General features: G+C 73.4%; 27 protein-coding genes. 14 read left to right on the top strand and 13 right to left on the bottom strand.

The genetic code is table 11. The features are described 5' to 3' along the window. The first annotated feature begins 25 nt into the window (after nt 1-25). Entirely contained in the window at nt 26-997 is a 972-nt protein-coding gene (locus tag AC1RSJ_RS00550) for an aldo/keto reductase (RefSeq protein ID WP_493116364.1), read from the top strand. Here AC1RSJ_RS00550 and AC1RSJ_RS00545 read toward each other — a convergent pair. Genes AC1RSJ_RS00545 through AC1RSJ_RS00535 form a run of 3 tightly spaced genes read right to left on the bottom strand, consistent with a single transcriptional unit; the run spans nt 967 to nt 3,867 of the window. Continuing rightward, the gene (locus tag AC1RSJ_RS00545; protein WP_493116363.1) at nt 967-1,560 is read right to left on the bottom strand and encodes a GtrA family protein; all 594 of its coding nucleotides are present in this window, start codon (nt 1,558-1,560) and stop codon (nt 967-969) included. The two genes, AC1RSJ_RS00550 and AC1RSJ_RS00545, sit on opposite strands and share 31 nt — an antisense overlap. Next, complete coding sequence (locus AC1RSJ_RS00540) at nt 1,553-2,347, bottom strand: polyprenol monophosphomannose synthase (protein ID WP_493116362.1); 795 nt, start codon at nt 2,345-2,347, stop codon at nt 1,553-1,555. Before AC1RSJ_RS00540 ends, AC1RSJ_RS00545 begins: the two co-directional genes overlap by 8 nt. Next, nucleotides 2,344-3,867: a glycosyltransferase family 39 protein gene (locus AC1RSJ_RS00535; protein WP_493116361.1), complete on the bottom strand. Its 1,524-nt coding sequence runs from the start codon at nt 3,865-3,867 to the stop codon at nt 2,344-2,346. The genes AC1RSJ_RS00540 and AC1RSJ_RS00535 overlap by 4 nt, the downstream gene beginning before the upstream one ends. Before the next feature lie 259 nt (nt 3,868-4,126). Here AC1RSJ_RS00535 and AC1RSJ_RS00530 point away from each other — a divergent pair, with 259 nt between their 5' ends. Then, the gene (locus AC1RSJ_RS00530; RefSeq protein ID WP_493116360.1) at nt 4,127-4,864 is read left to right on the top strand and encodes a response regulator transcription factor; all 738 of its coding nucleotides are present in this window, start codon (nt 4,127-4,129) and stop codon (nt 4,862-4,864) included. Further along, a complete protein-coding gene (locus AC1RSJ_RS00525) occupies nt 4,861-6,240 on the top strand; it encodes a sensor histidine kinase (protein ID WP_493116359.1) in 1,380 nt (459 codons plus the stop codon). The genes AC1RSJ_RS00530 and AC1RSJ_RS00525 overlap by 4 nt, the downstream gene beginning before the upstream one ends. Here AC1RSJ_RS00525 and AC1RSJ_RS00520 read toward each other — a convergent pair. Continuing rightward, complete coding sequence (locus AC1RSJ_RS00520; protein ID WP_493116358.1) at nt 6,194-6,889, bottom strand: phosphatase PAP2 family protein; 696 nt, start codon at nt 6,887-6,889, stop codon at nt 6,194-6,196. The two genes, AC1RSJ_RS00525 and AC1RSJ_RS00520, sit on opposite strands and share 47 nt — an antisense overlap. A 157-nt stretch (nt 6,890-7,046) precedes the next feature. On the opposite strand from AC1RSJ_RS00520, the gene AC1RSJ_RS00515 reads away from it, so the two are divergent. Beyond that, nucleotides 7,047-7,646, top strand: a complete 600-nt coding sequence (locus tag AC1RSJ_RS00515; RefSeq protein ID WP_493116357.1) for a hypothetical protein — start codon at nt 7,047-7,049, stop codon at nt 7,644-7,646. A gap of 99 nt (nt 7,647-7,745) precedes the next feature. After that, nucleotides 7,746-8,084 carry a hypothetical protein gene (locus AC1RSJ_RS00510; RefSeq protein ID WP_493116356.1) on the top strand — a complete coding sequence of 113 codons (339 nt, stop codon included), beginning with the start codon at nt 7,746-7,748 and terminating at the stop codon, nt 8,082-8,084. 28 nt (nt 8,085-8,112) lie between these two features. Here AC1RSJ_RS00510 and AC1RSJ_RS00505 read toward each other — a convergent pair whose 3' ends face one another. Beyond that, on the bottom strand, nt 8,113-8,550 hold the full coding sequence (locus AC1RSJ_RS00505) for a MarR family winged helix-turn-helix transcriptional regulator (RefSeq protein ID WP_493116355.1): 438 nt from the start codon (nt 8,548-8,550) through the stop codon (nt 8,113-8,115). 201 nt (nt 8,551-8,751) lie between these two features. Here AC1RSJ_RS00505 and AC1RSJ_RS00500 point away from each other — a divergent pair, with 201 nt between their 5' ends. Together AC1RSJ_RS00500 and AC1RSJ_RS00495 are read left to right on the top strand one after the other, a co-directional pair. Then, a complete protein-coding gene (locus tag AC1RSJ_RS00500) occupies nt 8,752-8,925 on the top strand; it encodes a hypothetical protein (RefSeq protein WP_493116354.1) in 174 nt (57 codons plus the stop codon). Nucleotides 8,926-8,975: 50 nt separating this feature from the next. After that, complete coding sequence (locus tag AC1RSJ_RS00495; protein WP_493116353.1) at nt 8,976-9,341, top strand: hypothetical protein; 366 nt, start codon at nt 8,976-8,978, stop codon at nt 9,339-9,341. A gap of 47 nt (nt 9,342-9,388) precedes the next feature. Here AC1RSJ_RS00495 and AC1RSJ_RS00490 read toward each other — a convergent pair whose 3' ends face one another. Then, complete coding sequence (locus AC1RSJ_RS00490) at nt 9,389-10,408, bottom strand: formylglycine-generating enzyme family protein (RefSeq protein ID WP_493116836.1); 1,020 nt, start codon at nt 10,406-10,408, stop codon at nt 9,389-9,391. Between the two features lie 4 nt (nt 10,409-10,412). After that, the gene (locus AC1RSJ_RS00485; RefSeq protein ID WP_493116352.1) at nt 10,413-11,399 is read right to left on the bottom strand and encodes a helix-turn-helix transcriptional regulator; all 987 of its coding nucleotides are present in this window, start codon (nt 11,397-11,399) and stop codon (nt 10,413-10,415) included. A gap of 103 nt (nt 11,400-11,502) precedes the next feature. On the opposite strand from AC1RSJ_RS00485, the gene AC1RSJ_RS00480 reads away from it, so the two are divergent. After that, on the top strand, nt 11,503-11,922 hold the full coding sequence (locus AC1RSJ_RS00480) for a VOC family protein (protein WP_493116351.1): 420 nt from the start codon (nt 11,503-11,505) through the stop codon (nt 11,920-11,922). A 96-nt stretch (nt 11,923-12,018) separates the two neighbouring features. On the opposite strand, the gene AC1RSJ_RS00475 is transcribed toward AC1RSJ_RS00480, so the two are convergent. Next, nucleotides 12,019-13,341, bottom strand: a complete 1,323-nt coding sequence (locus AC1RSJ_RS00475; protein WP_493116350.1) for an alpha-amylase family glycosyl hydrolase — start codon at nt 13,339-13,341, stop codon at nt 12,019-12,021. A 72-nt stretch (nt 13,342-13,413) separates the two neighbouring features. Between AC1RSJ_RS00475 and AC1RSJ_RS00470 the strand changes: the two genes are divergently transcribed. Next, nucleotides 13,414-14,424, top strand: a complete 1,011-nt coding sequence (locus AC1RSJ_RS00470; RefSeq protein ID WP_493116349.1) for an aldo/keto reductase — start codon at nt 13,414-13,416, stop codon at nt 14,422-14,424. Nucleotides 14,425-14,430: 6 nt separating this feature from the next. Here AC1RSJ_RS00470 and AC1RSJ_RS00465 read toward each other — a convergent pair whose 3' ends face one another. Next, the gene (locus tag AC1RSJ_RS00465) at nt 14,431-14,712 is read right to left on the bottom strand and encodes a helix-turn-helix domain-containing protein (protein ID WP_493116348.1); all 282 of its coding nucleotides are present in this window, start codon (nt 14,710-14,712) and stop codon (nt 14,431-14,433) included. Nucleotides 14,713-14,802: 90 nt separating this feature from the next. Here AC1RSJ_RS00465 and map point away from each other — a divergent pair, with 90 nt between their 5' ends. Then, nucleotides 14,803-15,576: a type I methionyl aminopeptidase gene (gene map, locus AC1RSJ_RS00460; RefSeq protein ID WP_493116347.1), complete on the top strand. Its 774-nt coding sequence runs from the start codon at nt 14,803-14,805 to the stop codon at nt 15,574-15,576. Nucleotides 15,577-15,644: 68 nt separating this feature from the next. After that, nucleotides 15,645-16,136, top strand: a complete 492-nt coding sequence (locus AC1RSJ_RS00455; RefSeq protein ID WP_493116346.1) for a GNAT family N-acetyltransferase — start codon at nt 15,645-15,647, stop codon at nt 16,134-16,136. A 33-nt stretch (nt 16,137-16,169) separates the two neighbouring features. Here the strand turns inward: AC1RSJ_RS00455 and AC1RSJ_RS00450 are convergent, their stop codons facing one another. Continuing rightward, nucleotides 16,170-17,078 carry a helix-turn-helix transcriptional regulator gene (locus AC1RSJ_RS00450; protein ID WP_493116345.1) on the bottom strand — a complete coding sequence of 303 codons (909 nt, stop codon included), beginning with the start codon at nt 17,076-17,078 and terminating at the stop codon, nt 16,170-16,172. Between the two features lie 126 nt (nt 17,079-17,204). On the opposite strand from AC1RSJ_RS00450, the gene AC1RSJ_RS00445 reads away from it, so the two are divergent. Both AC1RSJ_RS00445 and AC1RSJ_RS00440 read left to right on the top strand, forming a co-directional pair. Next, nucleotides 17,205-18,245, top strand: a complete 1,041-nt coding sequence (locus AC1RSJ_RS00445) for an NAD(P)-dependent alcohol dehydrogenase (protein WP_493116344.1) — start codon at nt 17,205-17,207, stop codon at nt 18,243-18,245. 74 nt (nt 18,246-18,319) lie between these two features. Then, on the top strand, nt 18,320-18,901 hold the full coding sequence (locus AC1RSJ_RS00440) for a dihydrofolate reductase family protein (RefSeq protein WP_493116343.1): 582 nt from the start codon (nt 18,320-18,322) through the stop codon (nt 18,899-18,901). On the opposite strand, the gene AC1RSJ_RS00435 is transcribed toward AC1RSJ_RS00440, so the two are convergent. Beyond that, a complete protein-coding gene (locus AC1RSJ_RS00435) occupies nt 18,886-20,391 on the bottom strand; it encodes an SPFH domain-containing protein (protein WP_493116342.1) in 1,506 nt (501 codons plus the stop codon). The two genes, AC1RSJ_RS00440 and AC1RSJ_RS00435, sit on opposite strands and share 16 nt — an antisense overlap. Before the next feature lie 104 nt (nt 20,392-20,495). On the opposite strand from AC1RSJ_RS00435, the gene AC1RSJ_RS00430 reads away from it, so the two are divergent. Continuing rightward, nucleotides 20,496-21,164 (top strand): pentapeptide repeat-containing protein, encoded by a 669-nt coding sequence (locus AC1RSJ_RS00430; protein ID WP_493116341.1) that lies wholly within the window; start codon nt 20,496-20,498, stop codon nt 21,162-21,164. A 33-nt stretch (nt 21,165-21,197) separates the two neighbouring features. Here the strand turns inward: AC1RSJ_RS00430 and AC1RSJ_RS00425 are convergent, their stop codons facing one another. Both AC1RSJ_RS00425 and AC1RSJ_RS00420 read right to left on the bottom strand, forming a co-directional pair. After that, on the bottom strand, nt 21,198-21,842 hold the full coding sequence (locus AC1RSJ_RS00425) for a hypothetical protein (protein ID WP_493116340.1): 645 nt from the start codon (nt 21,840-21,842) through the stop codon (nt 21,198-21,200). Between the two features lie 123 nt (nt 21,843-21,965). Next, complete coding sequence (locus tag AC1RSJ_RS00420) at nt 21,966-22,337, bottom strand: ArsR/SmtB family transcription factor (RefSeq protein ID WP_493116339.1); 372 nt, start codon at nt 22,335-22,337, stop codon at nt 21,966-21,968.

Here is a 22,337-nt window from a genome sequence, read left to right as displayed (position 1 = left end):
GATGGACAACAGCGACAGGAGCTCCATGGAGTACACCAACCTCGGCTCGACCGGCCTCACCGTCAGCCGCCTCACCCTCGGCTGCATGTCGTTCGGCGACACGTCCACCGGCTGGAACGGCTGGTCGCTCGGCTACGACGACGCGCTGCCGATCCTCCGTGAGGCCGTCGAGCACGGCATCACGTTCTGGGACACGGCGAACATCTACAGCCTCGGCACGAGCGAGGAGATCGTCGGCCGGGCGATGCGCGAGCTCACCCGCCGCGAGGACGTCGTGCTCGCGACGAAGCTGAACTTCCGGATGCACGACGGTCCCGGCGGCGCCGGCCTGTCGCGCCGCGCCGTCATGGAGCAGGTCGACGCGTCGCTGCGGCGGCTCGGCACCGACTTCATCGACCTGTATCAGATCCACCGCTTCGACCCGGCGACGCCGGTGGAGGAGACGATGGAGGCGCTGCACGACGTCGTCAAGGCCGGCAAGGTGCGCTACCTCGGCGCCTCGTCGATGTGGGCGTGGCAGTTCGCGAAGCTCCAGTCGGCCGCCCGCGAGCACGGCTGGACGCCGTTCGTCTCCATGCAGAACCAGTACTCGCTGATGATGCGCGAGGACGAGCGCGAGATGTTCCCGCTGCTCGCCGACCAGGGCGTCGGCAGCATCCCGTGGGCACCGCTCGCGAAGGGCCGGCTGGCTCGGCCGTGGGCGCCCGGGTCGACGACCCGCAGCGGCGACGACCCGACGGCGGCGCGGCAGTTCAGCGACGACGACGAGCCGATCGCCCGCGACGTGGAGGCGGTGGCGCGCGAGCGCGGCGTGCCGATGGCCCAGGTCGCCCTCACCTGGGTGCTGCGCAACCCGGTCGTCGACGCCCCGATCGTCGGCGCGACGAAGCCGGGCTACCTGGCGGATGCCGTCGGGGCGCTCGACCTGGAGCTGACGGACGACGAGGTCGCCCGCCTCGAGTCGCACTACACGCCGCGGCTCCCCACCGGGTTCTGATCCGCGTCCGGGGCGGCGGCGGAGGTCGTCGCCCCGGACGGCGCGAGCGCGGCATCCGCCGCACCCGCCGGGGCCCGGAACACCCACAGCCGGTACAGCGCGAAGCGCACGGCGGTGCCGAGCCCCAGCCCGATCACGTTGGCCGAGACGTTGTCTGCCGCCGCCGACGTGAGGCGCAGTCCGTAGTGGCTGACGGCGAGGCAGACCAGCGCGATCACGCTCCCGATGAGGCTCGCCGCGGCGAACTCCGCCGCCTCGCGCAGCACCGCACGGCCGCCGCCGGTGCGCCGCTCGCGGCGGAACGTGATCGAGCGGTTGCCGATCCAGTTCACGAGGATCGCGAGCGACACCGAGATCGTCTTCGCCCAGAGCGCCCCGGCGACCACGTGCTCCGGCGAGAGGACGGTGGCGCGGAGGGCGTTGAAGACGCCGACGTCGACGAGGAACCCGACGCCGCCGACCGCGAGGAACGAGCCGCCCTGGCGCACGAGCGCGCGGAGGCGGTCCGGCACGACCAGGACGGCGGCGGTCTGCAGCGGCACGGTGCCGTGCGACTCAGACATGCGCGGGCATCCGTCCGCTCGCGGCGCGACGTGCCCGCACCCTGATCAGGCGGGTGGGCAGGCCCGCGAGCCCCCAGCGCGTCACCCGCAGCATCGCCTCCACGACGATGCGCGAGCTCATCTTGCTGCGGCCGAGCGTGCGGTCGGCGAACGTGATCGGCACCTCCGCGACGTCGAGGCCGGCGAGCACGGCGGTCCAGAGCATCTCGATCTGGAAGGCGTAGCCCTCGCTGACGATGGCCTCGGGGCCGATCGCCCGGATGGCGTCCGCCGTGTAGGCGCGGAAGCCGCTCGTCGCGTCGCGCTGCCGGATGCCGAGGGCGAGCCGGGCGTACAGCGAGCCGGCGCGGGAGATCAGCAGGCGCGAGAGCGGCCAGCCCTCGACCGCGCCGCCGTGCACCCAGCGGGAGCCGATCGCGACGTCGGCGCCGCGGCTGCCGTCGCCGGCCTCGACCGGTGCCTCGAGCGCGGCGAGGAGCGCCGGCAGCTGCTCCGGCCGGTGGGAGCCGTCGGCATCCATCTCCACGAGCACGTCGAAGCCGTGCCGCGAGCCCCACGAGAACGCGGCGCAGTACGCCGCGCCGAGGCCCTGCTTGGCCGTGCGGTGCATCACGTGGACGTGCGCGTCGGCGAGCGCGAGGCCGTCGGCGATCGCGCCCGTGCCGTCCGGCGAGTCGTCGTCGGCGATGAGCAGGTGGGCGTCCGGCACCGCGGCGCGGGTGCGGGCGACGATCGCGGCGATGTTCTCCGCCTCGTCGTAGGTGGGGATGCAGACGAGCACGGTCATGATGTCTCCTTCACGAGGCGGTGCACCACGGTGCGGTGCAGCGGGTACGAGGCGGTCTCGACGTAGCCGAGGCGACGCAGCTCGGCGAGATCGGGCGATCCGCTGCCGTGCACCTCCAGCGCCCAGACCACGGGATGCGCGGCCAGCTCCGGCGCGAGCGCCGAGACCGGCTTCGCCGTGTCCCAGATGCCCGCCCGGTCGAAGGCCGGGGTCGAGAGGCCGACGTCGTCGAGGCCGGCGACGTCGGCGGCGTAGAGGTGCGTGATCACGCGCGGCCGCTGCGACGGCTTCACGGTCTGGTCGAAGACCACCGCATCGCCCGCGGCCGCGTGCGCGTGCAGCACCTCGGCGGCCTGGCGGAGGTCGGCACCGCCCTTGCCGTACGGTCCGCGCTGGGCGAGGTACGACGGCGCGGCGCCGGCGGCGAGCGCCACGGCGAGCACGGCCGACACCGCGGCCGCGAGCCGCCGTCGCGAGGCGAGCGTCCGGGCGATCGCGACCAGCCCGATCCCGATCCCGAGCGCGACGCCCGGCATCGAGAACGCGAGGTAGCGCTGGTTGTAGATCGGCGTGACCCAGGCGCTGACCGCGAGCAGCACGATCGTCGGCGCCGCCAGCCAGACGGCGACCGCGAGGGCGCGGCGACGGCGGTCGCGGCGCATCCGCACCCCGGCGACGACGGCGACCGCGATGAGCGCCCAGGCGAGCACCGCGAGCGGCCAGGTGCCGAACCACTGGGTGACGAGCACGTTGTACGGCGTCGCGTAGCCCCGGGCCGCGAGGAACGCGACCTGGTGGCGCTGCGCGAAGGTCACCACCGCGATCGGCATCATCGCCGCGGCGGCGATCGCGGTATAGCCCGCCCAGCGGGTCCAGGTGCGCCGGGGCGCCCGGAGCGCCCACAGCACCGCGACGTGCACGACGACGATGAGCGCGAGGAACACCCAGAGCCAGACCGCGGCGACCGCCCCGGCGGCGTAGGCGATCCACATCCAGCGGGGCGCGCGCCGACGGCGCACCAGCTCGACCAGCAGCAGCGTGAGCCAGGTGACCGCCGCGACGCCCAGCTCGTAGGAGCGGGCCTCGATGCCGAGGCGCGTGAACTCCGGCAGCACCGCGAGCACCGCGCCCGCGGCGACACCCGTCGCGAGGCCGAACAGGGTGCGGCCGAGGAGCACGACGCCGGCGACCGCGAGGCCGGCAGCGACCGCGCTGGGCAGCCGGGTGGCGAGCTCCGAGTCGCCGACGAGCCGGATCCAGCCGTGCAGCAGCAGGTAGTAGACGCCGTGGACGGCGTCGATGCGCGAGAGCTCGGTGGCGAGGCTGGGGAGGCTGCGCTGCGCCGACATGACGCTCGCCGCCTCGTCGCCCCAGTACGACGGGGTGCCCGCCCCGATGCCGACGAGCACGCCGGCGGCGGCGCCGAGCAGCGGCGCCGCGAGCCGCTCCGCCCGCCGGCGCAGGATCGACGGGTCGAACCGCGCCGCGAGCGCCGCCGTCGTCGTCGGTGCTGTCGTCATCGGTGCTGTCGTGACCATGGGATCCCCTTCCGTCGAGCCGATCGTCGGACGGGCGGTCGGGACGGAGGCGGGGAGAACGGCCGTCGTGCCTGAGAGGCCGCAAAGGATGGGCCGGACCTGTCCGGGTGCTCAGGTCCGGAGGGCTCCGGCACCGGCTCATGCCCAGCGGGCGTGGGGAGGGTGATGCAGCTGCGCACACGGCGGTACGACGCCCGGCCCGCGATCTAGGATCGGGCGCAGCGTGGAGGGAGGCTCACGGGTGCGGATCCTGGTGATCGACGACGAGCCGGAGATGGCGGCCGCCCTCGAGCGGGGGCTCGCCGACGACGGGCACGACGTGACGGCGGTCGGCGACGGCATCGCCGCGCTGGAGGCGTTCCGCGCCGCGGCCGGCGACCCGGCGGAGGCATCCGCCCAGCGCACCGGCGACGACGGCGCCGCCCCGGTCGGCGGGTTCCACGCCGCGGTCGTCGACGTGATGCTGCCCGGCATGTCGGGCTTTGAGCTCACGCGGCGCCTCAAGGAGCTGCAGCCGGCGCTCATGGTGATCCTGCTGACGGCCCGCGACGCGGTCGACGACCGGGTGCGCGGGCTCGACGCCGGCGCGGACGACTACCTGACCAAGCCGTTCCACTTCGCCGAGCTCACCGCCCGCATCCGCGCCATCCAGCGCCGCGATGCGCTCGCAGCGCCGCAGTCGATCGAGGTGGGGCCGATCGTGCTCGACCTCACCCGCAACCGCGCGCGGCTCGGCCGCCGCGAGCTCGCGCTGAGCCGCACCGAGTTCGACGTGCTGCGGGTGTTCGCCGCGAACGCGGGCACGCCGGTGACCCGGCAGCAGCTGCTCGACGAGGTCTGGGACACCGGCCGCCACATCGACGGCAACGTCGTCGATCAGTACCTCTCCTACGTGCGCCGCAAGCTGGCCGAGTACGAGACGGGGCTGCGCATCACCACCCGCCGCGGGGTGGGCTTCACCCTCGTCGTCGACGGATGATGCCCCGCCCCGGCATCCGGGTCCGGCTGGTCGGCGGCGGGGTGCTCATCGCCGTGCTCATCTCGATCGCGGCGGGGCTCGTCATCCAGAGCCAGATCGAGCGGATCGTCCGCGACGGCACGATCGCGGTGCTCCGCAGCGACGCGTCGACCTACGTCGCGGCGATCCGGAGCGAGCCGGGCGAGTCGTTCGACACCCCCGGCTCCGGACAGCTCGTGGCGGTGGTCGATCCGAAGTCCGACATCGTGCTGTCGTCTCTGCCGACGGTGCTGGTGCACGAGATGCCGGCGATCCTCCGCGACGACGAGACCCGCGACTTCACCGCGCAGGACGGCACGCACTACATCGTGCGGGCGATGCACGTGACGTCCGCGGACGGCACCTGGCGCGTGGTCACGGCTCGCACTGCCGAGTCGGAGCAGACCGTGCTCACCCAGATGCGCACCCTGCTCGTGGTCGGACTCGTCGTGGTCGTGCTCGCGGTGGCGGTGACCGCCTGGCTGCTGACGTCGGCGTCGCTCACGCCGGTGCGGCGGATGCGGCGCACGGCCGAGCGGCTCAGCTCGACGCCGTCGAACGAGCTGCTGCCCGTCGGCCCCGCCCGCGACGACATCGCCGGACTGGCCGAGACGCTCAACGGCCTCATCGAGCAGCTGCGCGACTCCGCGGATCGCGAGCGCCAGCTCGTGTCGGATGCCAGCCACGAGCTGCGCACCCCGCTCGCGATCCTCCGCGCCCAGCTCGACGTGGCGCTGCGCGATCCGGTCTCCCTCGAGGCGCTGGTCGGCGACCTCCGCGGGGTGGACCGGAGCGCGGACCGGCTCGCCCGGCTGCTCGACTCGCTGCTGGAGCTGTCGCGCATCGAGTCGGGCGACCGCACGGCCGGGGCGTCGGGCGCGGCGCTCGCCGACGAGGTGGCGGATGCCGTCGAGCGCGGCGAGGTGCGCCTCCCCGCCGGCGCGGCGATCGAGCTCCGCACCGACGTGGACGTGACGGACGCGGGGGCGCGGGCGGCGTTCGCGATCGCGCCGGACGAGCTCGGCCGCATCCTCGACAACCTCGTCGGCAACGCGCTGCGGGCGATCGGCGACGGGCCCGGCACCGTGCTCGTCGGCTGCGCGGTCGACGGCGATGAGCTCGTGCTCACCGTGGCGGACGACGGCGGCGGCATGGCGGAGGACTTCGCGCCGCACGCGCTCGACCGGTTCCGCCGCGACGATCCGGCGCGCGCCGCGGACGGCGGCGCGGGACTCGGACTCGCGATCGTGGCGGCCCTCGCGCGACGCCCCGGCGGCGACGTGCAGCTGCTCAACCGGCCGGGCGACGGCCTCACCGTGCGGGTGCGGATCCCGGCGGAGCTGCACCCCGGCGGCTGAGGCGCGCGGCGAGCACGGCCCAGACCAGCACCGCGACGGCGGCGCCGAGCAGCATCCCGCCGAGCGTGTCGGTGATCCAGTGCGCGCCGAGGTAGGTGCGGCTCAGCGCCATCGCCAGCGTGTAGATCGCGCCGATCGTCCACACCCACCAGCGCCAGAGGATGATGCCGAGCACCGCCGCCATGGTCGCCGCGTTCGCCGTGTGGCCGGACGGGAATGAGCCGCGATCGGCGACCACGAGGATGTCGGCCGGCCGCGCGCGGTCGAACAGCGCCTTGAGCAGCTGCACCAGCCCGGCGCTCAGCGCCGTCGCGACCACCCAGAAGACGGCGGCCCACCAGCGCCGGCGCAGCAGCAGCACGGCGAGCACGATCAGCGGCACGACGAGGGTCGCCACGATGCCGCCGCCGAGCCAGTCGAACACGAGCGCCGGGCCCTCCCAGGCCGGACTGCGGTGCTCGATGATCTCCTCCATCCACTCGGCGTCGACGTGGTCGGTGGTCCGGCCGCGCACGGCCACGAGCAAGCCGAGCCCCACCACCGCCGCGAGCAGCGCGACGCCGCCGATGACGGCGAGCGTGCGCGGGCTGCGCGGGCGGGGCACGGGAGACGACGGCGGCGGCTCGGGGAGCCCGTCGGGAGCGGTCATCGTGCCACCGTAGCCGCGGGGCGCCGGTGCACCGGCTGAGAAGGTCAGCAGGCTCCCCCAGCCCGTTCCCAGCGTCGCGCGATGCGCCGCATAGGGTGCGCGCCTAGCGTCCGCGGAACAGCACGCGGCCCTCCGCCGCGAACCCGAGAGGACTCCCGTGGCCGAGAAGCAGACCCCGTCACCCGTCGATCCCGCCGACGAGCCGACGCCCGCCGCGGCCGAGGCCGAGGCCGAGGCCGAGGCCGAGGCCGCCGAGCCTCAGGCCGTCGCGTCCGAGCCGGCGCCGGCGACCGCGCCCACCGCCTCCTTCGCCCCCGCCCCCGCCGCCGCGCCGACCGCCGTCGCGCCCGTGGCCGTCGCGCCCGTCGCGGCCTCCGGCGGGTCCGGATTCGGCCGGTTCCTCCGGCGCCGCTGGGTGCCGATCGTCGTCGTGGCCGCGGCGCTCGTCGTCGGGCTGGCCGCGGGCGGGCTCATCGGCGCGGCGATCGCGGGCCACGATCACGGACCGCGCTTCGCCGAGTCGGGCTTCGACGGCGGTCCCGGCGGCGACCGCGGCGGCCCGGGCGGCGGGTCGGGAGGCGACCGCGGACCCGGCTCCGACCGGCCCGACGGCGGCCGCGACAGCGCCCCTGGCGGCGACTCGCACCGGGGCGGCGGCGCCGACGGCTCACGCGACGGCGGCCCGAAGGACGACGGGTCGACTGACTCGAACGGGTCGGACGGGTCGGACGGATCGGACGACTCGAGCGGGAGCTGACGGCTCCCGGCTCTCCGCTTCGCGCACCGGATATCGCATACTGGGTGCCACGCGGTCGCGGTCCTCGCGACGGCGCGTGCTCCGAGGGCGAGGTGGGCGATGCCGTTCCGCAGCAAGGCGACGCTCGAGTCCTGGCTCGACGAGTTCCGCGCGCTCGGCTACGCCATCGACGGGTCGCTCCGCGTGGTCGAGCAGGATGGCGACGAGGGTCAGAACACCGGGTTGATCACGGTGCTGCTCGCGAACGCGTCGACGAGCGTCTTCATCCAGCCGATCGTGCAGGGCAGTCCGCGCTGGGTGGTGACGTTCGAATCGCGTGAGGACGCGATCGAGCTCGATCCGGCCGGTGTCGCCGGGCTCGCGGCGGAGCTCGCGGTCGTCTCGGCGCTGTGCGCCTTCCTGCAGGCGAAGGCCTCGAGCTTCAGCGCGCCAGGCTAGTCCGCCGAGCGGCGGAGCCCAGACCGGCTCAGCGTCCCGCGACCGACCTGGTCAGCGCGGAGATGAGCTCGGCGGCGGCCGAGCTGTCGCCGCCGGCTCGGGCATCGACCGCCCCGGTGAACGCCGTGTCGAACTCGGTCAGCGCAGACCACGGCTCCCGCTCGAGATCGACGGTCGCCGTGAGGCGGATCACGCGGCGATCCGCCAGATCGGCGTCGCGCCGCATCGCTCCGCGCTGCACGAGCCGGTCGATCAGGGTGGTCGTGCCCGCCGACGTCAGGCCGAGGTAGTCGCCGACGTCGCGGGCGCGGGCACCGGGGTTGTCGACGACGAAGAGGAGCGCCCGCGCATCCAGTTCGCCGATACCCAGGGACTTGCGCGCCGCGAGCAGTGCCGCGCCACGGGCCTCGACGTACTCGCGGAGCGCTCGGGGGAGGGAGACGGCCTCTCCACCCGATCCGGTCATGGCCTCATGCTCTCCCGTCGGCGGGCGATGCGGTCAGGATGACAGCCCGCTCCAAGGCGACGGCGACGACGGGGAGAACTCTAGACCGGGAAACCTCGCGGATCTAGCCCCTCGGGAAACTACCTAAATACGCGAGGTATCGCTAGCGTGGGTCTCAACAGCCGCCGCGCCGTCCGCGCGGCAGCGGAGAGCGAGGTCGCCATGAGCGTCCGCACCGCATCCACCCTCGAACTCGAGCCGGTTCTTCCGGCTCCCGACCAGATCCCCGTCCGGCGGCTCCGTGCCCGCCTCCGGATCATGGCCCTCGCGGCCATCCTGTCCGGCTCCGCCGCGGTCGTCATCGCCGTCCTCGGCGTGATCGCGCTCTCCCGCTGACGCGTCCCGCGTCGCCGTCCGTCCCCCTCTCCCCCCTCCAGGAGTCCCCGATGCTCAACCGCCGCGACGACCACGTCAACAGCGTCTTCCTCCGCGCCATCGGCGCCCTCGCCCTCGCCGCCCACGAGCTCGACCAGCTCCGTCACTCGGGCACCGCCGTCGACGACGCGTGGCACGACTTCGCCGAGCACCTGGCTCAGGGTGCCGCATCCGTCATGGACGGCGCCGCCGGCAGCACCTTCCCCGGCAACACCATCTCGATCCTCCGCGACGGGGTGCACGTCGCCGTCGACGAGCAGTTCATCGAGAAGCTCACCGACAAGATCCACCGCCACGTCCGCGTCGGACGGGCACTCGGGCTGACCGAGGTCGGCACGGCCGCGGACCTCGCGGGCGCGGAGTCCATCCCCGCCTGACCGCATCCGCCTCGCGCGGTGACGGCGCGCCGTCCGGGTGCGCGCCGCTACCGCGCGACGGTGCGGAATCCGGTGTTGCCCATCGACGAGTCGGGCGTGTTCGACGACCGCGCGGCGTTCCGGTAGCGGTTGCAGTACGAGTCGTGGCAGAGGTACGAGCCGCCGCGCATCACCCGGGGCGACTCCGGTCCGCCCCGCGGCCCGGTCGGATGCCGCACCTCCCCCGCCGCGGCGTCGCGGGCGTACGTGTCGACGGCCCAGGCGTCCGCGCACCACTCCCACACGTTGCCGACCGTCTGCCAGAGGCCGTAGGCGTTCGGCGCGTACGTGCGCACGGGCGCCGTGGTGAGGAAGCCGTCGTCGAGCACGTTCTCCACCGGGAACCGGCCCTGCCAGATGTTGACCCGCCAGCCGTCGGCGTCGCGCTCGACCGCACCGAGGTCGTCGCCCCACGGGTACCGGGCGCCGTCGAGCCCGCCACGGGAGGCCGCCTCCCACTGCGCCTCGGTCGGCAGCGCGCGGCCGGCCCAGTCGCAGTACGCGAGGGCGTCGTTCCAGCTCACGTGCACGACCGGGTGGTCGCCCATCCCGTCGATCCCGGAGTTCCGTCCACCCGGATGCCGCCAGTCGGCTCCGCGCACCCCGATCCACCAGGGCGTGCCCGGCGGACGGCCGAGCAGATCCGCGTCGTCGGCCGCGAGGGCGAGGTGGAACACGGCGGAGAACCCGAAGGCCTCGGCCTCCGTCGTGTACCCGGTCGCGTCGACGAAGGCCGCGAACGCATCGTTGGTGACGCTCGTCGCGTCGATCAGGAACGCGTCGAGCCGCACCGGATGCACCGGGCCCTCACCGTCATCCCATCGTCCGTCGCCGCGGGCGTCGCCCATCAGGAAGGTCTGCGCCGGCACCGTCGCCTGCTCGACGGCGTGCGCGCCGTGCTCGTGCGCGCCGTGCTCGTGCGCGCCGTGCTCGTGCGCGCCGTGCTCGTGCGCGCCGTGCTCGTGCGGCGCCGCGCCGAGCAGCGCGTCCCGCCCCGCCGGGGCGCAGCAGTCGTCCGTGTCCACGATGCCCTCACGCTAGCCGGGAGCCCGAGCCGGCAGCGGAGAACCGCGCACTCAGCTCCCCGAACGCCGCGACGAGCTCGGGCGGCTCGACGTCCGAGATCTCCGCGTCGAAGCGGCCGAACGTGGCGGCGAGCGCCGTCCACGACCACGCGCCCGCGCTGACGCGGCAGCGGCCGTCGTCGATCGGCTCGACCGCGCCCGCCGCGAGATACGGCGCGAGCTCCCGCGCGGGCACCGCGACCGTCGCGGCGCCGCGGCACGGCCAGACGTCGGGTCCGTCGCTGCCCTTCATCCGCGCCTCGAGGTACTCGGCGGCACCGGCACCGGCGGGCAGCTCTCGGCGCCGGAACACCCTGCCGGCCGGCGTCCTCGGCGTCACCCGGTCCGCGCGGTAGATGCGCCAGTCGCCGCGGTCGAGGTCCCAGCCGATGAGGTACCAGCGTCCGCTCCGTGCGACGAGATGATGCGGCTCGATCCGCCGGCGCGGGGCGGGCGCGGCATCCGCATCCGCGCCCACGCGCTCGTAGTCGATGCGGAGCACCCGCGACTCGTGCACGGCGCCGGCGAGCACCGCCAGCACCTCGGCGCCGATCGGCGCCGCGTCCTCCCGCGGGGATGCGTCGATCGCCGATCGGAGCACGTCGATCCGGTGACGCAGCCGCGACGGCATGACCTGGCGGACGGTGGTGAGCGCTCGCACCGCCGCCTCCGACAGCTCGCCGTCGACCGCGACCGTCTGCAGCGCGATCGCGAGCACGATCGCCTGGTCGTCGTCGAACAGCAGCGGCGGAAGGTCGGCGCCCGCATCGAGCCGGTAGCCGCCGTCCGGACCCTTCACCGCGCGGATGCGGTACCCGAGCTCGCGGAGCCGGTCCACGTCGCGGCGCACGGTGCGCTCGCTGATCTCGAGCCGTCCGGCGAGCACCGGCCCCGGCCAGTCGCGCCGCACCTGGAGCAGCGACAGCAGGCGGAGCATCCGGGTCGTCGTGGCCATATCGCCATCCTGCCGGAAGTAGCGGACGGAAACTGACCTGTACTGCCGGAAGGCTGGTCTTCGACGGCGGGAACGACCCGCCGCAGAACCGAAGGAGCCGGCGATGTCCAGCACCACGACCGTCCACCTCAACTTCCGCGGCGAGGCCCGGGAGGCGCTCGAGTTCTACCGCGGCGTCTTCGGCGGCGAGGTCAGCGCGTTCACCTACGCCGACTTCCACGACCCCCGCAACCCGGAGACCGACCAGATCGTCTGGGGCCAGGTGCTCAGCGTCGACGGACCGCACGTGATGGCCTACGACGTGCCGCCGACCATGCCGTTCGAGCGCGGTGCGAACTCGTTCTTCGTGTCGCTGCGCTGCGGCGACGCCGACGCGATCACCCGCTACTGGGCCGGACTCGCCGACGGCGGCGACGTCGCCGTCGACCTCGCCCCCGCCCCGTGGTCGCCGCTCTACGGGATGGTCACGGACCGCTTCGGCATCGTCTGGGTGCTCGACGTGGTCGTGGAGCACGCGGGCTGACCCGAGTCCATCGATTCGTGCCATCGGGGCGCTCTCGGAGCGCCGGACCGCCCCGATGGCACGAATCGTCGGAGGTGGAGTCGGGGGGCGGCGGCGTCAGCCCTCGAGCACGGCCCAGCCGCGCGGCTCCAGCGTCAGCCGTCCTCCGGCGAGCGCGGCGGTGCCCGCGAGCACCTCCCGGGCTCCGGCGGCGGGCAGCGAGACCGGCTCGTCCGCGAGGTTGAGCGCCACCACGATCGCGCCGTCGCCGGTCGCCGTGCGGAGCAGCATCGCCGTGTTCGACACCTCGACCACGTCGGTGTGCGCGCGGTGCAGCCACGGATGGCGGCGGCGCACGGCGAGCAGCTCGCGATGCAGGTCGAGCACGGCGCGCTGCGCGGTATCCGGCTCCTGCGGATGCGCCGGGAACTCGGGACGGATCGCGTCGTCGCCGCCGATCCGCTCCTCCTTCAGCCCGGTCATGCCGAGCTCGTCGCCCGCGTAGACGCCCGGCACGCCCGCGACCGTCAGCAGCACGGCGAGCGCGTGCGGCACGAACCCGGTGCCGACGGCGGTCGCGATGCGGGTGACGTCGTGGTTGCCGACGAAGGTCGACGGCACGAAGGTCGCGAGCAGCGCATCGTGCCGCTCGATCGCGTGCTTCGTCTCGAAGAGGTTGCCGTCGGCGATGCCATGCCAGATGCCCTGCCACAGCTCGTACTGCGTCACGGAGTCGTAGCCGGCCTCGGCCACGAGCTCGGCGTAGTCGCCGTGGATGACCTCGGCGCTGAACCACGCGTCGGGGAACCGCTCGCGCACCCGCGGCAGCACCCGAGCCCAGAACGCCGTCGGCGTCGCGTACGCGGCATCGAGCCGCCAGCCGTCCGCGCCGCGCTCGAGCCAGCGGCGGAGCGCCTCGACCACGAGGTCCTCCACCATCGGCGAGGCGTGGTCGAGGGCGACGAGCATTCCGTGGCCCTCGAAGTCGCCGACCGGCACCGGATCGCCGGCGGTCCAGCCCTCCGGCCAGTCGATCGCGAACATCCCGGCCGTCGGCGCCGCCGGCCCGGACTCCTCCACCGCGCGGAACGCCGGATGCGCGCGCCCGACGTGGTTGAAGACGCCGTCGAGCAGCACCCGGATGCCGCGCTCGTGCGCCGCGGCTACGAGCCCGTCGAAGTCGGCCTCGTCGCCGAGCCGCGGGTCGATGCGCAGGTGGTCGACCGTGTCGTAGCCGTGCGTCGCCGACGCGAACACCGGCCCGAGCTGCAGCCCGTTGAGCCCGAGCTCGACGAGGTGGTCGAGCCACGCCTCGATGCGCGGCAGCCGGTGCACGACCTCCGTCTCGATCGCCTCCGGCCGGATCGGGGCGCCGACGAAGCCGAGCGGATAGACGTGCCACCAGATGACGTCGCGGGTCCACGCGGGGGCTGATGGCATGCCTCCAGTCTGTCGTGCCCGCCGGTGCGCGACCCGAGCGCGATCCCCCGCCGGCCCAGTAGCCTGTCGCGCGTGTCCTTTGAGCCCAGCTCCGACCGGTACGACTCCCTCGACTACGTGCGCATCGGGCGCAGCGGCCTGAGGCTGCCCCGCATCTCGCTCGGACTCTGGAACAACTTCGGATTCGACCGCCCGCTCGACCGGCAGCGCGCGATCGTGCGCCGCGCCTTCGACCGCGGCGTCACGCACTTCGACCTCGCCAACAACTACGGCCCGCCGATCGGATCCGCCGAGTCCGACTTCGGGCGCCTCCTCGAGCTCGACCTGCGGCCGTTCCGGGACGAGCTCGTCATCTCGACGAAGGCCGGCTACACGATGGGCGTCGGGCCCTACCAGGACGGCGGATCGCGCAAGTACATGCTGTCGTCGCTCGACGCGTCGCTCGGTCGGCTCGGGCTCGACTACGTCGACATCTTCTACTCGCACCGCTTCGACCCGGAGACCCCGCTCGAGGAGACGATGGGCGCGCTGGCGACGGCGGTGACGAGCGGCAAGGCGCTCTACGTCGGCGTCTCGAACTACAGCCCGGAGCAGACCCGCGAGGCGGCCGCGATCCTCGACCGGCTCGGCGTGCCGCTGACGATCCACCAGCCCTCGTACAGCATGTTCAACCGGCGCAACGAGCCGCTCTTCCCGGTGCTCGGCGAGCTCGGACTCGGCTCGATCGTGTTCTCGCCGCTCGCGCAGGGGCTCCTGACCGAGCGCTACATCGACGGCACGATCCCGGCCGGTTCGCGCGCCTCCGAGGGCCGCTGGCTGCAGCCCGGGCCCGTCAGCGAGACCTACCTCGAGCGCGTCCGCGCGCTGCGGGAGATCGCCAGGGGCCGCGGCCAGACGCTCGCCCAGCTCGCGCTGGCGTGGGTGCTGCGCGTGCCGGAGGTGACGAGCGCGCTCATCGGCGCCTCGAGTGTCGAGCAGCTCGACGACAACCTCGATGCGCTGGCCGCCGCGCCGCTCGACGACGCGGAGATCGCGGCGATCGAGCCGTTCGCCGTGGACAGGACGTCGCTGCACGACGACTGAGCCGGATCAGCCGGCCGCTCGGTCCGATCCGCTGACAGTCCCGGCGTCGACCGCGATCTCGGCCCACACGTCGTCGAGCGAGAGGCCGAGCACGCCGGCGATCGCCGCGATGGTCGAGAACGCCGGGGTCGCGACACGGCCGGACTCGATCTTGCGCAAGGTCTCGGGCGAGAGGCCCGCGTCCAGCGCTGTGAGCAGCATCGAGCGATCGCCGCGCGCGCGTCGGAGCACGGCACCCAGCCGTCGCCCGCGCTCCAGCTCGTCGGGCGTGAGCGGCAGGCGGACCATGCCACCGATTCTAGTACCGGGATAGTATTACCGTGATAGTCATCCCGTGAACGGCACGACGCCCGGCATCCCGCACTCCGAAGGAGTCCCGTGATCGAGATCCTGACCCCGCCCGAGATGGAGCGCGCCCGTCGCGCCGGCGCGCTCGTCGGCGACATCCTGCAGGCGCTGAGGGGACGGACCGCGGTCGGCACGAACCTGCTCGAGATCGACCGGTGGGCCCGCGAGCTGATCCTCGAGTCCGGCGCCGCCTCGTGCTACGTCGACTACGCGCCGTCGTTCGGCCGCGGGCCCTTCGGTCATTGGATCTGCACCGCGGTGAACGACGCGGTGCTGCACGGGATGCCGCACGACGAGGTGTTGGCCGACGGCGACCTGCTCACGCTCGACCTCGCGATCGTGCTCGACGGCGTCGCGGCGGATGCCGCCGTCAGCTTCGTCGTCGGCGATCGGCGCCCGGCCGGGAGCCTCGACCTGATCGAGACGACAGAGCGCGCGCTGGCGGCCGGGGTCGCGGCCGCAGGTCCCGATGCCCGCATCGGCGACCTGTCCGCGGCGATCGGCGCGGTGCTCGAGGGTGCGGGCTATCCGGTCAACCTCGAGTTCGGCGGGCACGGCATCGGCTCGACCATGCACCAGGACCCGCACGTCGCCAACGCCGGGCGTCCCGGTCGCGGCTACCGGCTGCGGCCCGGACTGCTGCTCGCACTCGAGCCGTGGATCATGGCCGACACCGACGAGCTCGTCGTCGACGCAGACGGCTGGACGCTGCGCAGCGCCACCGGATGCCGCACCGCGCACACCGAGCACACCATCGCCATCACCGACGACGGCGCGGAGATCCTGACCCTCCCATCGCGCTGAGCGGCCGCACGGCCGGGGCCCGACCACCCGCACCGCCGGCGTCGGACCCCGCGCGTAGCGTCGCGCGCATGACGACGGTCGAGCTGGTGCGCTGGACGGATGCCGACCTCCCGCTGCTGCACCTCGGCAACACCCCGGAGATGACCAGGCACCTCGGCCGGCCGGAGACCGCCGAGGAGCTCGAGAGGCGGCACGCGAACGTGCTGCGGCTGCAGGAGGCGGGCCAGGCGCGCATGTTCCGCATCGACGCGGACGGCGCGGCGGCGGGCAGCATCGGCTGGTGGGACTCCGAGTGGGACGATCAGCCGGCGTACGAGGCCGGCTGGTTCACGCTGCCCGCGTACCAGGGCCGGGGCATCGCGACGCTCGCCCTCGGCCTGCTGATCGCCGACGTCCGAGACGACGGCCGGTTCCCGCTGCTGACGGCGTTCCCCTCGGTGGACAACCCGCCGTCGAACGGGCTGTGCGCCCGCGCCGGGTTCGAGCGTCGCGGCGAGAAGGACTTCCCGTTCCGGGAGCACATGCTCCACGTCGCGGCCTGGGTGCTGCGGCTCCGCTGACCCGGCGCTGCGCTGACCCGGCCGCGACCGCCGTCAGCCCTCGACTCCGGATGCCGCCGGCACCGCCGCGGCCGAGAACGCGGCCAGTCGCTCCGTCGCCGCCCACGACGCGAGCAGCCGCAGCCCCTCGGCCGACGGCGAGCCCGGCTCGGCGGAGTAGATCATGAGGATCGTGCCGGGGTCGGCGGTCACGGCGAGCTCCTCGTAGGCGAGCACCAGCTCGCCGACGACGGGGTGGTGGAAGCGCTTCATGCCGGCGCCGTGCTGCCGCACGTCGTGCGCGCCCCACAGCCGGCGGAACACCTCGCTGCGGGTGGACAGCTCGCCGACGAGGTCCTGGAGGCCGCGGTCGTGCGGATCACGGGCCGCCTCCGCCCGCATCACGGCGACGCACATCTCCGCGAAGCGGTCCCACTCGGGATAGAAGTCGCGGGCGGCGGGATCCAGGAACTGGAAGCGCGCGAGGTTCGGCAGCCGCCCGCCGTCGCCGATCACGGGCGCGTAGAAGGCGCGCCCGAGCAGGTTCGTCGCGATGAGGTCGTGCCGGTAGTTGCGCACGAAGGCGATGCCGTCGGTGATCGCGTCGAGCGCCCAGCCGAGGCTGGCCCGCGGCGTCTCGGCGCGGCTGGACCGCCGGCGGTTGCGGCCGGATGTCGGGATGCCGTCCTGCGCGCGCGCGAGGTCGAGCAGGTGCGCGCGCTCCGTGTCGTCGAGCTGCAGCGCCGTGCCGACCGCGTCGAGCACCGCCGCGGACGCGCCGCCGATGTCGCCGCGCTCGAGCTTCGCGTAGTACTCGGGGCTCAGCCCGGCCAGGGTGGCGACCTCGCCGCGACGAAGGCCGGGCACGCGGCGGTTGCCGCCGCCCACGATGCCAGCCTGGTCCGGCGTGATCCGGGCCCGCCGCGACATGAGGAACTCGCGCACGTCGGCTCTGGTGTCCATGCCCGAACCCTAGGCATATCGGCGGTACGGCTGGGGTCCTCTGCGGGTACACCCTCCGACAGGACGTCCCGCGCACCCGCCCGGAGGTGATGGGCTTGCTCCCGAACCACCCGAGAAGGAGAACCGTTGCTCACCGTCAACGCCTACGCGGCCCCGTCCGCGACCGAGCCGCTCGTCCCCACCACGATCGAGCGCCGGGATGTCGGCCCCGCGGATGTGCTGATCGCCATCCGCTACGCCGGCGTCTGCCATTCCGACATCCACACCGTCCGCGGCGAGTGGGGGCCCATCGCCTATCCGCAGGTCGTCGGCCACGAGATCGTCGGCGAGGTCGTCGAGATCGGCGCCGACGTCACCAAGCACGCCGTCGGCGACCGGGTCGGCGTCGGCTGCATGGTGAACTCGTGCCGCGAGTGCGAGAACTGCCTCGCCGGCATGGAGAACTACTGCCTGAAGGGCAACACGCAGACCTACACCGGCGTCGACCGCGATGGCACCATCACCCAAGGCGGCTACTCGACGCACATCGTCGTCGACCAGGACTTCGTGCTGCGCGTCCCGGAGTCGATCCCCTACGAGGGCGTCGCGCCGCTGCTGTGCGCCGGCATCACCACCTACTCCCCGCTCGCGCACTGGAACGCCGGGCCGGGCAAGCGCGTCGCGGTCGTCGGCATGGGCGGCCTCGGCCATCTGGCCGTGAAGATCGCCGCCGCGATGGGCGCCGAGGTCACGGTGCTCTCGCGCACCCTCGCCAAGCAGGAGGACGCGCTCGCCTTCGGCGCGACGGCCGCCTACGCCACAGCCGACGATGCCACCTTCGACGAGCTGGCCAACCGGTTCGACCTCATCGTCAACACGGTCAGCGCGCCGCTCGACCTCGACCGCTACCTGTCGCTGCTGCGGCTCGACGGCACGCTCGTCAACGTGGGTGCGCCGCCGGAACCGCTGCCGATCACCGTCTTCACCCTGTTCGGCAACCGGCGCTCCTTCGCCGGCTCCGGCATCGGCTCGATCGCGGAGACCCAGGAGATGCTGGACTTCTGCGCCGAGCACGGCCTCGCGCCGGAGATCGAGCTCATCGCGGCCGACCAGATCAACGAGGCCTACGAGCGCGTGCTCTCGAGCGACGTGCGCTACCGCTTCGTGATCGACACCGCGACGCTCTGACGTCGCGCGGCCGCCCGGATGACACCCGTCCGGGCGGCCGCTAGCGTCGGGACACCGGATCGAGGGAGACCAGCATGGGCAGGATCATCGTGGCGGCGTTCGTGAGCGTCGACGGGTACACCGAGGGCGCCGGCGGCGACCTGTCGCAGCTGCCGCTCGACGAGTCGTTCAACCAGCACAACGCGGATCGCATCCGCGACGCCGCCCGGCTGATGTACGCGACCCGCACCTACGGGCAGATGCTCTCGTACTGGCCCTCGCGCGTGGACGCTCCCGACGCCTCCCCCGCGGAGGCGGAGATCGCGCGGCGCCTCGCCGACGGGATGCCGGTCATCGCCGTCTCGGACTCGCTCACCGCCGACGACACCGGTGTGTGGCGCGAGCAGACCGAGATCGTGCGGCGAGCCCACCTCGACGAGGCGATCGCCCGGCTGCGCGCCGCCGACGGCGACACCCTGATCTTCGGCAGCCTCACGCTCTGGACCGATCTGCTGGCTCGCGGCCTCGTCGACGACCTCTACCTGCAGCTCGGGCCGAAGATCGTCGCCGGCGATCGGCGCACGTTCACGGGCGTGCCGTCCACGCCGCTGCACCTCGTCGACGTCATCCGCTATCCGGGCAGCGAGAGCGTCGTGCTGCACTACAGCGTGGGCTGATCCTCCGAGGAGGGGCCCGCCGGCGGCTGCGCGACGTCGGCCGAGGACCGCTGCCGCGTCCCCGCCGACGTCAGCACCGCCTCCGCCGCCTCGGTGCGCGACGCGGAGTCGGCCGCGATCGCGCGACCGGCGGCCGCACCCGACACCGACGAGTTCACGAGGTCGGAGATGTCGATGCCGGTGACGTCCTTCACGATCTGCGTCGTCGTCGCGAGCTGACCGGCGACGTTGCGGCCGACCTGCTCCGCGCCGGACCCGTCGCTCGAGATCACGGTCATCGACGAGATCGCGGCGAGCGGCTTCGCGGCGGCCTCGATGATCTCCGGCAGCAGGGCGATGATCTGCTGCTGCAGCAGCGCCGCGGCGTTGTCCTCGAGCGCGTCCGTCTTCGCCTTCGTGGCCTCCGCCTCGGCGCGGCCGCGGGCGAGAATGGCGTGCGCCTCGGCGTCGCCCTCCGCCCTCGTGGCGTCGGCCCGAGCCAGACGTGCGTCGCGGTCGCCCTGTGCCACGGCCACGTCGCCCTTGGCCCGGGCGGACTGCGCCTGCTGCTCGGCCTCGGCGGCCACGCGGGTCTTGTACGCCTCGCCGTCGGCGACCGCGTTGACCTCGGACTCGATGCGCTTGCGGGTCAGCTCGACGCGGCGCTCCGCGGCCGCCGCCTCCGCGTCGATGACCTCCTGCTCGGCCTGCGCCTTCGCGAGCGGCGCGGCCTGCTGCGCCTTCGCCTTCGCCTGGTCCGTCTCCGCGGAGATCGCGGCGATGCGCAGGTCGAGGTCGCGCTGCTTCTCGGCGATCGCCTGCTGGGCGTCGATCTTCGCCGCGTCCGTGTTGCGCTGCATCTCGGTCTCGGCGAGCTCCGCCTGCTGGCGCACGCGCGCCTGCTCCGCCCGGGAGAGGTTGTTGATGTACTCGTTGCGGTCGCTGATCTCCTTGATCTGCAGCGTGTCGATCTGCAGGCCCTGGATGTCGAGCGCCTCCTTCACCGCGTCGAACGCGCGCGTCTGGAACTCGGCGCGGTTCGTGATGATCTCCTCGACCGTCAGCTCGCCGATGATCGCGCGGGTCGAGCCGGCCAGCACCTCCTCGGTGGCGCGCTCGATCTCGTTCTGCTGGTTGAGGAAGCGCTGCGCGGCCGTGCGGACCATCTCCAGATCGCCGCCGACCTTCACGACCGCGACCGCGTTGACCTCGATCGTGACGAAGTTCTTCGTCTGCGCGGTCGACGTCACGTTGAGCTGCCGGGAGGCGAGGCTCAGCTTCGAGTACGACTCCACGAACGGCTTCACGAAGACCCGCGAGCCGACGACCACGCGCTGGCTCGACTGCACCGACGTGTCGTTCTTCTTCTGCTTCGAGGTCACGATGATCGCCTCGTCGGGCTTGGCGATCTTGATGCCGCGCAGCACGAACAGCAGGACGATGATCACGACGACGACGAGCGCCGCGATGATCCCGGCGGTCGTGGCCGCCGAGGCGAGGAAATCGATCATGCCTCGGAGAATATCGGGGTGATGACGGTCTCCGCCTCCGGAGTATCACGGGGGCCCCGATCGCATCGCCACCCGGGTCGGATGCCGCTCCTAGGCTGGACCCGATGGCCGGCAGGAAGCAGACGAGCACGCGACCCGAGTTCGATCCGATCGTGCTCCGCGACCTGACCGCCGGCGACCGGTACGACCTCGAGGACGGGGCCGCGCTGGACGGGTTCGCGTTCGACGACCTCGCCCTCGACCGGCTCGCCCTCAACGGCGCGCACCTGGACGCCTGCCGGCTCACCGGCATCCGCGCGCCGGAGGCGGACCTCCGGAGCACGATCGTCGTCGAATCGCTGCTCGAGCGGATGGACGTGCCGGTGCTGCGCGCCGCGCGCACCCGCTGGCGCGACGTGCGCATCGAGGGCGGCCGGGTCGGCTCGGCGGAGCTGTACGAGGCGGCCTGGGAGTCGGTGCACTTCGTCGGCTGCAAGCTGACCTTCGTGAACCTGCGCGGCTCGAGCCTGCGTGACGTGCAGTTCACCGACTGCACGATCGAGGAGCTCGATCTCGGTCAGACGGAGGCGCGCCGGGTCGCGCTGCCCGGCACGCGGATCGCGCGGCTCGACGTGTCGGGCGCGACGCTCCGGCACGTCGACCTGCGCGGCGCCGAGTTCGACGAGATCACCGGCGTCGGCGCGCTCCGCGGCGTCATCGTCGACGACGCGCAGCTGTACCGGCTCGCGCCGCTGCTCGCGAGCGAGCTCGGGATCGTCGTCTCCGACGACTGAGTGCCCGAGCCCGCCCGCGAGCGGGATGCGGGATCAGGCGGAGCAGGCCGAGCCGACGCCGCCCGTGCCGATGTAGTGCGTGTCCGCTGCGCTCGACGGGAGCACGAAGATGAAGGCGACGGGCGTGCTGTCGGCGACCGCGGTGCCGTCGGCGGTCGTGACGCTGAGGGTGATGCGGTTGCCGCCGGCGACGACCGAGTACCAGCCGACATCGTCGATGCCGTAGACGTCGGCGACCTGGTACGGCGCCTCGGGCAGCGCGGCCTTGACCTCCGCGTTCGTGCTGCCGACGTGCAGGCCGGAGGGCGTGACGACCGCCGGGTCGCTCACCTGCACTCCGGTGACCGGGTCGGTCTGGGCGGCGCCGGCGCTGATGGAGAACTTCCGACCTCCCGACGTCTCCCAGCCTCCGACGCCGGCAGAGCAGAGGTCGGGATTCCAGGCGACCAGCCCGTTGCCGGCCGGAACCTGCTGCCCCAGCTTGAGCGGGCCGAGACCGTCGGTGGAGACCGTGAGTGCGCCGGGAGCTGAGGTCGGCGAGGCGCTGGGGGTGCCGGAGGGGGCCGGCGTCGTCGTCGTGGGAGACGGCGATGGGGAGGCGGGGGTGGCGCAGGCGGTGAGCGCGAGGGCGGCCGTCAGGACGGTGATCGCGAGCGCTGCATTGCGGGTGATCATCATGGCCGGGACGGTAGCAACCACCCATTCGGGGGCCATCCGGGGTGACCCTCGGGAGGCCGCATCGGAATCCGATCGTGATGCGGGCCCTGGACGACCGGGCGTCCACGCGGTCCCGCCGTCCGGTCAGTGCCCGTCGACCTCGTGCAGCGGATTGGCGTGCCCGACGTGGTCGAGGGCCAGCTGCAGGAGCGCGCGCACGTGCGCGTCGTCGATCTCGTAGTGCGCCTCGCGGCCGACCCGGTGCACGCCGACGACCCGGTGGGCGCGCAGCAGCCGCAGCGCGTGCGAGACGCCCGACTCGCTGATGCCGACGACGCCGGCGAGGTCGCGGACGCGCATCCGTCCGTTCAGCAGCGCCGTGAGGATGCGCACGCGAGCGGGATCGCCGAGCAGCGAGAACACGTCGGCGACGTGGACGACATCGGCATCGGCCGGCATCGCAGCGCTGACCGCCTCGGGATCGGCGAGATCGAACGGCAGGCGGGATCCGGACAT

It is taken from the genome of Schumannella sp. GW821-FHT10F01, from assembly GCF_058809295.1.
Note: the sequence above shows the minus strand (reverse complement) of the source record. Positions and strands in the feature narration are given on the sequence as shown.